Here is an 11,453-nt window from a genome sequence, read left to right on the forward strand (position 1 = left end):
TGCTGGTATGCTTAATGTGAAGGCTGTAATTAAAACTAACATATTAAGTTTTTTCATCATTTCCCTCCATACATTGATAATTTTATAAGCTGTATAAAGCTTGTAGTGCAGTGATGAATAATGGCCAAAATTCTCACAATTTTATTTTTCCATATAAAACCTTTTATGTCAAATGTGAAATGGGCTGTTGATGTAAAATAGTATAAAAAACCCATATCCATTATTGGTTATTACTGGAAAATTATAATTTGAAGTATGAATAGGCTAAAATGATAAAACCCGAACAATCGCAAAACACTGTATGAAGTGTTCTGCAAAATTGTTCGGGCTTTATTCAAGTTACTACTTTACAAGGCAAATTTATCTACTTCTTTTCTTAGTTGCTCAGCAATTATATTTAAATCACGAGCTTTTTCTGACACGATACCAATGCTCTTTAATTGCTCCTGAGCAGAGGCAGAAACTTGCTCGGCACCAGCAGATGTTTCAACTGCGGAAGCAGATATATTATGAATAGCACTAATAATTTGCTCCTTGCTTTGATTCATTTCTGATGAAAGCTGCTGAACCTCACGAGCAACTTCAATTGTTTGATCTAACGCTTCTTTAATCGTATTGAAAATATCGCTAGTATTTGTTGCTGCTTGTGCATTTTGCTCAACAATTTCAATGCTCGATTCTATTTCTGTCACAGCGCTTTTTGAAATGGCTTGAATCGCTGTAATTTTATTTTTAATATCCTCTGTTGCATTAGATGTTTGCTCAGAAAGCTTTCGAATTTCGTCAGCAACAACGGCGAAGCCTTTACCAGCCTCTCCAACTCGAGCGGATTCGATAGAAGCGTTCAGTGCAAGTAAATTTGTTTGTGAAGCGATTTCGGTAATTGTATTAACGATACTCGAAATATCTGAGGATGTTTTATCCACCTCTTGAACGATTGCGCTAACCTGCTGTGATGAGTTGCGGTTCTTTTCTGACCACATTGAAAGCTGTTGCACCGTCCCAACACCTTGGTTGCTTAGATCATCAATTTGCGCTGTCATTGCGGCAATTTTTTCGGTATGCTCAATGACGCGGTCAATATTGCCTGAAAGATGGTCTAATTGCTCAACGCCTTTTTCTGTATCATGTGCTTGCTCTTCTGTTGAATGAGCAATGTCGTTAATTGCTAAGCTAATTTCATCCGTCGTTTGTGCTGTGTCATCAGCGATTTGTAAAAGTGTTGTGGAAGATTCAACTAGCTCATTACTTGTGCTGTGAATATTCGTTGTTACATCACGTAGTGCAGAGCGCATTGTTGAAATCCCTTTTGCCATTTGTCCAATTTCGTCTTTATGCTTTGAAAGATGCTCTAATTCATCGCTTTCGTTAAAGTTTAAATTAGCTGTTTGCTGTAGAGTGCCTTCAAGACCTTTCAGTGCTCGAACGATGCGGCTAATGCTCCACCACATAAGTCCACCGATAATTAAAAAGCTTGCAATACCAATAATTATTTGGAAAGTTAAAACAGAGTCAATAATTGATTTAATACCACTTTCAGGAACACCAATGTCGATTACACCGTAAAGCTCGCCATTGTGATAAATAGGCTCCATAATGTCGTATGTCCACATACCTTGGACGTCTGCATAAAATCGAGAAAATTGTTTAACACCTTTTGTCGCTCCGTCAATTGTGTAGTCATCATCATATATTTTTCCTAATTTTTCTACATCGCTATGTGCAACTGCTTGCACATTTTTGTCGATAATAATTGCATATGCAACATTGTCCTGTTGCGCCTTTGCATCTACAAAGGCTTGCAGTGCAGAGATTGCATCTGTTTCAGAATTTAAAATCATCTCAGCTTGTTGCGCCATTTCTAAAACTTGCTCTTGTGCTTTTTCAATGAGAACTTCCTGGCTCTTTGTATTCACAATCCAGACTGCTAAGCCTGCATTAAGTGTTGAGGCAAGTAGTAGTAGTCCTAGTATGAAAAAAAGTAATCGATGTTTAATGCTTTTCATATTGATGGCCTCCTTCTATCAAAATAAAGCCTCGAATGCTAAAGTATATCTTTCGGTGAGAAAGGCTTCTATTTTGTATCGAAAATACAGAAAAGTATGATTAATTTACTAAACTTAAAATTAGTATCATGTAATGAAATGATAAAGTCAATATAAGGAATGTAGAAAAAGCGAATATTATGTCTAAAAGATAGCATATTAGTAGTAAGTGCATATTAAACTTTTGTTGAAGTATTGTAAATTTAAAAAGCTGATTGGGATTTTCAGTTTCCCAACCAGCTTTTAATTAGCTTTCCTTATATGCATTGTTAGAGTAAAAATAAACACTTGTTGTTAAATAAAGTGCGATGGAGAATCCAACAATTAAATAAAATGCTTTCATGTTAAGGGAATTAATGTAGAGAAGGTAGCCTACTATCAATATTGGAATGACAATAAATCTAACAAGTGGATTTGACCATCCCTTTTTGATAAATACACCACCCATTCTAAATGGTAAAAACAAAATACCAAAAAGCAATACACCTAAAATATTTTGTAGCAACCTCATATTTTGTACTCCTTTCGTTTGTGAGACGTCAACAGCATGTAGCTTTGAATTCAAAGCATTTTCCAATAATGTTAAGGTGAGGGGATCTGGAATGCTTTTATCCAACTCCCATTTAAAAATTGTTTGTCTTGTAACAAAGACTTTGTCAGCTAATTGCTGCTGTGTTAGTTGTAGCTCTATCCGTTTGGAGCGAATTTTTTCTCCTAGCTTCATATTGTACCTCCTTGTGCTTTCAGCATAAGCTGCTCTCCCCTTAAAATATAGCAATTGTCAGCATTGCGCACGCAACGATATAAAAAAAGCAACTGAAAGGTTTTTTCAGTCGCTCTTTTAAATGAAAAAATATTTCCTCGGAAATTGTAGATAAATGGTGTTACTTCAAAATGAATGTGGAAATCTTTTCTACAAGTCCCTCTGTTAATGGTAAAGTAGGATTGGCATAAGTTGCTAAGTTTCCTTCACGATCTGCAGGAGCATCCTTTAATACATGATTCATTGTGTCAAAATAGAGAATGTCTGCATCAGGCTTTGCTGTGTGTAAACGTTCGGCATCTGTTTTTGTTATTTGCAAATCATTGCTTCCTTGAATAATCAATACAGGTACATCCAGCTCTGCAATTTTTTTAGCTGGGTCATAACTTAACCATGATATTAAATATGGTTGTACAGATGGGCGGAATAATGCATATAAATCCTCTGGTACGTCTGCTACTATCTCACCTTTTTTCAGTTGTGTAAGAATCGCTGCGCTTTTTTCGAGTAATGGCTTTGGCAATTGTGCACTTAGCTGCTCTAATAAAATTTCATCGATTGGGCGACCCGCTCCTGCGATAGAAATAATGGAGGAAGCCTTTGTTGTTTGAGCAGCAACAATGCCAACTAATGAGCCTTCACTATGTCCAATTAAGTGAACGCTTGAGAAGCGTGGATCTTGCTCAACAAGCTTTATAATTTGTTCAACATCTTGAGAATAGCTTGTAAAGCGTAAATCACCCTCATCTTTTAATAGTCCAGTATTGTCACCAACACCTCGCTTATCAAAGCGAATCGATGCAATGCCTTGCTGTGCTAAGCCTTCCGCCAGCATTTTTAAGCTATTGTTTTCGCCAGCTATAGAATTACCATCCTTCGTTGTTGGACCAGAGCCAGCAATAATAATAGCAACAGGCACTTTTGTAGTTACATCTTTAGGCATTTCTAATGCTACTTTTAATTGCCCATTTTCAACAGGTACAACTAATTCCTCATATGTGACAACAGGTGGCTCATATGGTGTCAAAATAAGAGGGAATGTCATACCATTTTGTGAAAAGCTTGCTGTAATACGATCTTCCTCAATTTTCCCTTCAATTGTCATCACAGTTCCAGTAAGATCAATAGTGATTTGTAATTGGTTATTATTTGCTGTGATAGCACGAATAGGGTAATTTGTTAAACCCTGCGCTGGTACAGAGAAATAGGCTTCGCCATTCTCCTCAATTTGTAAAATGACAGATAAAGGGCTTTGTGGAATATCAATTTTTCCAGCCCATTGACCGGTTGGCAATGTATCTTCCTCCAATTCACTTTGTAATAGCAACCTTTCTAAAAACAAAGCAAATTGACCGCGTGTTAGTGGCTCATTTAAAGAAAATCGCTCTGTAGCTGTTGTAATGTGGTGACTGCTCAATGCTTGGACATATGGATAGCTCCAATGTGACTCTGGTACATCTGAAAAAGAGGTTGTAGCTGTTGCTTGTAAATGGAATGCCTGTGCTAAAATTTTGGCTATTTGGGCACGCGTAACAGGCGCGTTTGGGTTAAAGCTACCATCAGGCTGTCCATCGATTAAGCCGGCTTTATAAGCATTTTGAATTGTTTCATAATAGGAATGCTGTTCTGTAACATCAGTAAAAGTTGTTCCTTCTCGAATAGTAGGGAATTTGATTAAACGTTCTAATATTACGAGTACATGCTGGCGTGTAATAGTATCTTGGGGTCGAAACGTGTTGTCGGAAAATCCTGTAATTGCGCCTTTCTCATACAATAATTGGATAGCGCTTACATAAGGACTTGCAGAGTTAATGTCGTTAAAAATGGCTTTCTCTGCATGCATCGTTGTTGGTGTAACAATAGCAGGGGCAATAGCTGCTGCCGCAAGCACCGCAGCAAAATATTTTTTCTTCATAACTCATACTCCTCTCAATGTTTCTATTTTTATGATAAATGGTTTTTTCATATGTTGGAAGTAAAAGCTATTGATGATTAAAGAATAAAGTCGATATTAATGGAAAGAAAAATTTGCTGAAGGGATGATTAGCGTGAGAATTACGCAAAATAATTTAAATTTAAGCTTTCCAACCAGCATTGTAACGACGAATAATACAGGAGCAGATGAAGCAAAAAAAAGCTCTAAAACGCCAAATGAGCTGACGAAGGAAATAGTGCAGCAAGAAATCTCGAAAATACAGGAAAGTAAAACAAATACAGGGCAAGATAATCCAAAGGCAAAAAGTATTTTAACGAAATTCCACTCAGGTAAAAAATTAACTAAAGAAGAGATGGAATATATTCGACGACATGCACCAGCGATGGTTGAACATGTGGAACGTGTTTCGCAGGAGCGCGAAGTCGTTGAACAAAGCATGAGGATGGCACCTTCTAAATCTGATGTTCAAATGGTGGCACTAAGTGCAGCAAATCAGATACAAAAGCAGGCAAAAGGCGATGATGCGATAACGAGAGCAAATCATTTAGCAGATGCTAAGCATGAGTATGAGAAAACAGATGAATATAAAGAAAAGCCGAATACCTTATTTGAAAGAGATGTCCACAAGCATAGAAAATATAAGCAAACAAAGAAATCTACTTACACATATGTCGCTGCAACAAATCTTTATGATAAGTTTACACATTCATGGAAAAGGGAAGAGCTCAGTATAAAGAAAAAGTAAGTGCCTGCTCATTGTTTCTATAATGTATGAAAGTCAAGGGTGAGGTTATACTTACAGTAATCTTGTTAGCTTAATTCAGCGATTTTTATGGAGGAGCTATGGGTTGCTGAGATGTAGGGTGAAAAATACAAAATGAGGTGTAGGATGATGACAAAACGTTTTATGCATGTAGTATTAGCTGGCGGTCTAGCGGTGTTTGGACTGGCTGCATGTGGTGGCGGAGATAAAGCGAAGGAAGAAAAACCAGATTCATCAACAGATACGGTAGCTACTGGAGAAAGTGTTGCAAAGGCGCAATGCATTGGCTGTCATGGCGGCGATTTAACTGGCGGTATGGGACCTAACTTACATGGCTTAACATTATCTAAAGAGGAAATCGTTGATATTTTAAAGAATGGTAAAGGTGCAATGCCTGCGGGAGCCGCTAAAGGAAATGAGGAAGCAGTGGCAGATTATATTTTAACATTGAAATAATAAAAGGAGGGCTATATGAAAGTAAGCGAACAGCTGCTTTTCATATAGCCCTTGATTATTTTGCTATACTTCCCCATATGTCAGCGCGAAATTTACCATTGCTGCAATCCCATATTGAATTGCTTCATCTTCAAATTCCACTTTATGATTATGCAAGGCACGACGGGTGTTTTCATTGTCGCTACCAGTCCCCATTCTAAACATAAAGCCGGGCACTTGCTCTAAAAAGTAGGCAAAGTCTTCACCGCCCATTGATGGTACAGGCATATGTACGACATGTTCTTCCCCGAGTAGTTCACTCGTTACCTGTTCAAACAATTGCAATAATGGCATATCTGATATAAGAGCAGGACAACCATGTTCATAATGCAACGTTGCAGCACCACGCATACTTTGTGCGGTATGGTGAATGATGCGCTCAATGATGGTAGGCATTTGCTCACGAATTGCAGGATTTGTCGTGCGTACAGTGCCTTTCATAATAACTGTTTCAGGGATAATATTATGTGCCTCACCACCATGAATTTGTCCAATTGTTACAACCGCCTGTTCTGTAGGTGGAAGCTCTCTTGATATAATTGTTTGTAGGGAAGTGAGCACATGCCCTGCAATCATAATTGGATCAACCGATTTATGTGGATGTGCGGCATGACCGCCTGCTCCTTTAATTGTAATGGTGATATTATCACATGCGGCAAGCATTGCTCCTTGGCGGATGCCTATTTCACCGACGGATAAGTCTGGTGAAGTGTGGAGGGCAACTGCCGCATCTACCTTTGGATTTTTCAATACGCCCGCTTGTAGCATCTCCTTTGCACCACTCATAATTTCCTCAGCAGGCTGGAAAATTAATTTCACATTCGCCTTCAATAAATGCTGATTATCAATGAGCATTTTTGCTGTGCCAAGCAGTACTGCGGTATGCAAATCATGTCCACATGCATGCATCACACCTGTATATATGGACTTATACGGAACAGCGGTTTCCTCAGCGATAGGCAATGCGTCCATATCTGCTCGAAGCGCTAGTGTTTTTGTAGCATTCGGTGTTTGAATGAGGGCGACAATACCTGTACCGCTTTCTGCTATTGTATAAGGAATGTCCCATTTTGATAAATAGCTTGCGACAAGCTTTGTTGTTTCGAATTCTTGATTGCTGAGCTCGGGGTGCTGATGAAGATGACGACGAATAGCAATCATTTCTGCTGCAATTGCTTGTGCTTTAGATAATAAAGACATATGAATCGCTCCTTATAATAAAATGAAGGGCTGTATGGAAATTAGTTTTCCATACAGCCTCTTTGTTATAGTAATTCTTTACGTAATTCAGCTGCTGATTTTGCTGATAGTAAGCCGAATGGAATGTCAAAAACAGTTTTTGCTCCGTGATCGCCTGCTTGCTGTAAACGATGAGCTGCACGCGCATATGCTACAAGAACGCTTGAAGTGAAGTTTGGATTGCTTTCAAGCTTCAAGGAAAACTCTAGAATTTGCTTGTCATTTGCGCCACTTTCCCCACTTCGGATGACGAATCCGCCATGCGGCATACCAGTGTGGTTTGCTGTAAACTCTTCCTCTGTAATAAAGTTTACTGTTGTATTGTATTCGTCAAAATAATTAGGCATTGTTACGATTTCTTGCTCAATTTTCGCTGCATCTGCGCCATCTTGTAATACAACCCAGCATTCGCGAGCATGTTTTTCACGTGTAGATAGCTCAGGACTTTCTCCATTGCGAACACGTTCAACAGCTTCTTTAATTGGCAATGTGTACTGAACAGCATGTTTCACGCCTTCAATGCGGCGCACTGCATCAGAATGCCCCTGACTCAAGCCATCTCCCCAAAAAGTATATGTCGTACCTACAGGTAAAACAGCTTCGCCAATTACACGGTTTAATGAGAATAAACCTGGGTCCCAACCACTAGAAATAACAGCTACCTTTTCAGATTTTTGTGCAGCTGCATCTACAGCCTCGAAGTGCTGTGGAATTTTTGCGTGTGTGTCAAAGCTATCAACGATATTAAACCATTGTGCAAAATGAGGGCTTTGCTCTGGTAAGTCTGTTGCGGAGCCACCACATAAAATCATAACGTCAATGTCATTCTTAAACTTTTCCGCATCATCTATTAAATATACCTTTGCATCGCTAGCAATTTTCACTGTTGCTGGGTCACGACGTGTAAAAACCGCCACTAGCTCCATATCAGGATTTTGAGAGATTGCATGTTCTACACCACGACCTAAATTGCCGTAGCCTACGATACCAACTCGAATATTCGTCATCTGATTACCTCCCAGTACTTGTAATAATGAAGTAAATATATATGTTTTATTTACTTTTACTTCATTATCATACTTTCTGTTTAAAACATTCACAATAGTTTGATTATATATTTTTTGTGACAATTAAATGAAAGAAGAATTCAGTATAAAGTGTTGATGCACCCATATAGTCAACATTTTGATATTGTTGTGAAGTCCACACAGGAAGGACAAGTACTCGAAAAAATGATGAATTTCACATAATGATAAATAGCCAAACGTATCCAAAACGGACAACGTTTGGCTAAAAAATTATACTAAGCTAATAATTGTATGTGGGCTGTGCTTAATTTTATCGTATTCCTCCACCATATTGAGAATAAGCTCGCCTTCAGCTGTTAATGCGTAAATCATTACGGCATTTGGGTTTTGTTGACTGTAGTCATCAATCGTGTAGACATCTGTAATCTTTGTTTGCTTCAAGCTCGCTCCATGTTCAATAAGATAGTTTAATTCATGAATATCGATATGATTTTGCACGAGTACTTGCCCACCATATTTACGTGAATAGTTAGCAGGGTCAGCAGAATGTAATGCTGTTTGATAAATATTTTTACGCCCTAAGCTTGGTACAAAATCTGCACAAATTAGTACATTATAAGCATCCTGCATTGTAGCAGCTATCAATTGATTGTAGGGTGTTAAATCTACATGAAATTCGGTGTGCTCACTTAAAATATCGCCAACCTCTGTTTTAACACCACTTTTTCGTGCGGTAGATAAATCCTCCCATGAACGATCCATTAATAATACATCAATATTGTTTTGCTGTAGAGATATAGCAAGCTCATTTGTAAATGCTGAAGCACCAACAATAATAATACCTTCACTATTTCCAGCCTGTAATCCAAGCTTTTTCGCTAACCAACCGATGCTAAAGCCATGTGCTATAACGGTTGCAAAAACAAGTGCTAATGTTAACGCAGTTAATAATTCTGCACTCTCAAAGCCAGCTTCTTGTAATGCTGTTGCGAAATAACCGGAAACGGTCAATGCGACAATACCACGTGGTGCAATCCAACCGATTAAAGCCCGTTCCTGTAAGGAGAGTCCAGCATTAATGGTTGATAGCCATATGGATAATGGTCGCACAACAAACATCATTACTAATACAAAAAGCAACATGCGCCAATCAAAAATTTGTACAAGCGTATCTAGTGTAAGAGAAGCAGTTAACATAATAAAGACAGTTGAAATTAAAATGACAGAAATATTTTCTTTGAAATGTAAAAGATCATGGTGGCTTGTTAAGTGCATATTCCCCATAACTAAGCCCATTACTGTAACAGCTAATAGTCCTGTTTCATGCATAATGGCATCACTTAATGAAAAAACGATTAACACAGTGGCAAGAAGCATAGGGGATTTTAAAAATTCAGGAATAATCCCTCGTTCCAAGGCTTGTCCTGTTGAAAATCCTACGACACCACCAAGTAATGCAGCTAATAGAGCTGAAATAAAGAACGTACCGAGTGATGTACCACCTTCCAACTGATAAAGTGCTAAGACAACTTGATAAGCAAATAGTGCAAGTAATGCCCCAAATGGGTCAACAATAATTCCTTCCCATTTTAAAATAGCGGCAGGTCGTTCTTTTAATTTTGCCTGACGTAGCAATGGAAGGATAACTGTTGGTCCCGTTACAATGAATAATCCACCGATGACAAAGGCAACAGCCCACGGCAAACCAGCGACGTAATGTGCAGCAGCTGATCCAGCAAGCCATGCGATGGCTGCACCGATTGTTGAAATGCGTGTAATTGACTTTCGAAAGCCACGAATTTCGCGGAAATCAAGACTTAAACTACCTTCAAACAGAATAACAGCAACAGCTAATGACACGACTGTTTGGAAAATAGGACCAAATGTTTCTTGCGGTACAACAAGTCCTGTAAATGGCCCAATAATCAAGCCAGCTATACTCATCACAACGATAGCTGGCATGCGGAAACGCCACGCTAACCATTGAGAAAATAATCCAATAAAGACAACAAAGGCTAGTTGAAATAGCAATGTCTCAAACATATGTATCACCTGCTTTACTAAGAATCTATGATTAAGAAGTTTAAATTACCCTTTTCTCTAAATAGTTAAACATGACTCCTGTTTAAAATTGAAATGCATGCACAGTATGGCCATTGCGACCTATTGTCGTTTTCGCTTGTGCTAAAGAATTTAAAATTGCCTCCTCGGTCGCCTCTGCAGCTGCGGCAAATAATTGATTCATTACAGGGTGATCCTCGCGTAGCTGTTTCCGTGCTTCGAATAATTCCTCAGTTTTGTGTGGAATTGTGCGAGCCGTTGTAAATCCAATGACAATATCGCCACTACCGTGTGAAAAATGACTGCCTGTACGACCAAGACCGATGCCACAGCGTTTAATGACACGTTGCAGCTGTCTGCTACTAAGTGGTGCATCTGTTGCTAAAACGATAATGATGGAGCCATCTGTAGGAGCTACTGTATCTTGATGTTGCTCAGTTTTGGCTGAATAACGCTCAGCTAAAAAATCCTCTTTGCGTCCGAAATTACTCAATACTAAGCAACCAATTGTATAGCTGATTTCTTCATTAGCTACCACGATGCGTGAGGATGAGCCGATACCGCCTTTATAACCAAAGCAAACCATACCTTTACCTGCACCAATTGCTCCTTCAGCTATCGTATCATTCGTTGCACTGTGAATGGCTTTCATTGCGTGCGCAGGTGTAATTGCACAGTGTCGAATCGAATTCAAATTGCTGTCATTGCATTCACCAACGACAATATTAATTGTTCCTGTTGTTTGACCTATTGCTTCATTTGTCTCAAGCATATACTGTAATGTTCCTTGTGTGACAGCGGGTACGCTAAATGTATTTGTCAGCATAATAGGGGCTTCTAGTACGCCAAGCTCATTCACTTGCACAAGCCCTGTTGTTTTACCAAAGCCATTTAATACATAGCTAGCAGCTGTTACTTTTTGCTCAAATAAATTGCCAGTGTGAGGAAGTATTGCTGTGACGCCTGTACAAGCGTAATCACCTTGGTCATTTAAAGGCTCATCTAGCGTAACATGTCCGATTTGAACGCCTTCAACATCTGTAATGCAATTTTTAGTGCCTGTTAGTAGTTGTCCAATAATAATTCCGTATTCGCGTAGTTTTTTGCTCATTTTTAAACCTCC

Annotated in this window: 9 protein-coding genes and 1 pseudogene; 3 read left to right on the forward strand and 7 right to left on the reverse strand. The window is 38.7% G+C overall.

The genetic code is table 11. The annotated features are described in order from the left end of the window. Window positions 1–347: 347 nt before the first annotated feature. From R6U77_RS06855 to R6U77_RS06865, 3 genes are all read right to left on the reverse strand, one after another. Complete coding sequence (locus R6U77_RS06855) at window positions 348–2,006, reverse strand: methyl-accepting chemotaxis protein (RefSeq protein ID WP_319837913.1); 1,659 nt, start codon at window positions 2,004–2,006, stop codon at window positions 348–350. Between the two features lie 286 nt (window positions 2,007–2,292). Next, complete coding sequence (locus tag R6U77_RS06860; protein WP_319837914.1) at window positions 2,293–2,769, reverse strand: helix-turn-helix domain-containing protein; 477 nt, start codon at window positions 2,767–2,769, stop codon at window positions 2,293–2,295. Between the two features lie 160 nt (window positions 2,770–2,929). Next, window positions 2,930–4,723, reverse strand: a complete 1,794-nt coding sequence (locus R6U77_RS06865; protein ID WP_319837915.1) for an alpha/beta fold hydrolase — start codon at window positions 4,721–4,723, stop codon at window positions 2,930–2,932. A 133-nt stretch (window positions 4,724–4,856) separates the two neighbouring features. Here R6U77_RS06865 and R6U77_RS06870 point away from each other — a divergent pair, with 133 nt between their 5' ends. Further along, a complete protein-coding gene (locus R6U77_RS06870) occupies window positions 4,857–5,489 on the forward strand; it encodes a hypothetical protein (protein ID WP_319837916.1) in 633 nt (210 codons plus the stop codon). Window positions 5,490–5,633: 144 nt separating this feature from the next. Then, window positions 5,634–5,963: a c-type cytochrome gene (locus R6U77_RS06875; protein ID WP_293921763.1), complete on the forward strand. Its 330-nt coding sequence runs from the start codon at window positions 5,634–5,636 to the stop codon at window positions 5,961–5,963. 63 nt (window positions 5,964–6,026) lie between these two features. On the opposite strand, the gene R6U77_RS06880 is transcribed toward R6U77_RS06875, so the two are convergent. Together R6U77_RS06880 and R6U77_RS06885 are read right to left on the reverse strand one after the other, a co-directional pair. Then, on the reverse strand, window positions 6,027–7,202 hold the full coding sequence (locus R6U77_RS06880; RefSeq protein ID WP_319837917.1) for a M20 metallopeptidase family protein: 1,176 nt from the start codon (window positions 7,200–7,202) through the stop codon (window positions 6,027–6,029). A gap of 65 nt (window positions 7,203–7,267) precedes the next feature. Then, window positions 7,268–8,248 (reverse strand): diaminopimelate dehydrogenase, encoded by a 981-nt coding sequence (locus tag R6U77_RS06885; RefSeq protein ID WP_319837918.1) that lies wholly within the window; start codon window positions 8,246–8,248, stop codon window positions 7,268–7,270. 129 nt (window positions 8,249–8,377) lie between these two features. On the opposite strand from R6U77_RS06885, the pseudogene R6U77_RS06890 reads away from it, so the two are divergent. Beyond that, a pseudogene (locus R6U77_RS06890) lies at window positions 8,378–8,491 on the forward strand (phosphoribulokinase); the annotation flags it as partial. A 48-nt stretch (window positions 8,492–8,539) separates the two neighbouring features. On the opposite strand, the gene R6U77_RS06895 reads toward R6U77_RS06890, so the two are convergent. Further along, window positions 8,540–10,312 (reverse strand): cation:proton antiporter, encoded by a 1,773-nt coding sequence (locus R6U77_RS06895; protein WP_319837919.1) that lies wholly within the window; start codon window positions 10,310–10,312, stop codon window positions 8,540–8,542. A gap of 82 nt (window positions 10,313–10,394) precedes the next feature. Then, window positions 10,395–11,441 (reverse strand): DmpA family aminopeptidase, encoded by a 1,047-nt coding sequence (locus R6U77_RS06900; RefSeq protein WP_319837920.1) that lies wholly within the window; start codon window positions 11,439–11,441, stop codon window positions 10,395–10,397. Window positions 11,442–11,453: the final 12 nt, after the last annotated feature.

The organism is Lysinibacillus louembei, assembly GCF_033880585.1.
Lineage (GTDB): Bacteria > Bacillota > Bacilli > Bacillales_A > Planococcaceae > Metasolibacillus > Metasolibacillus louembei.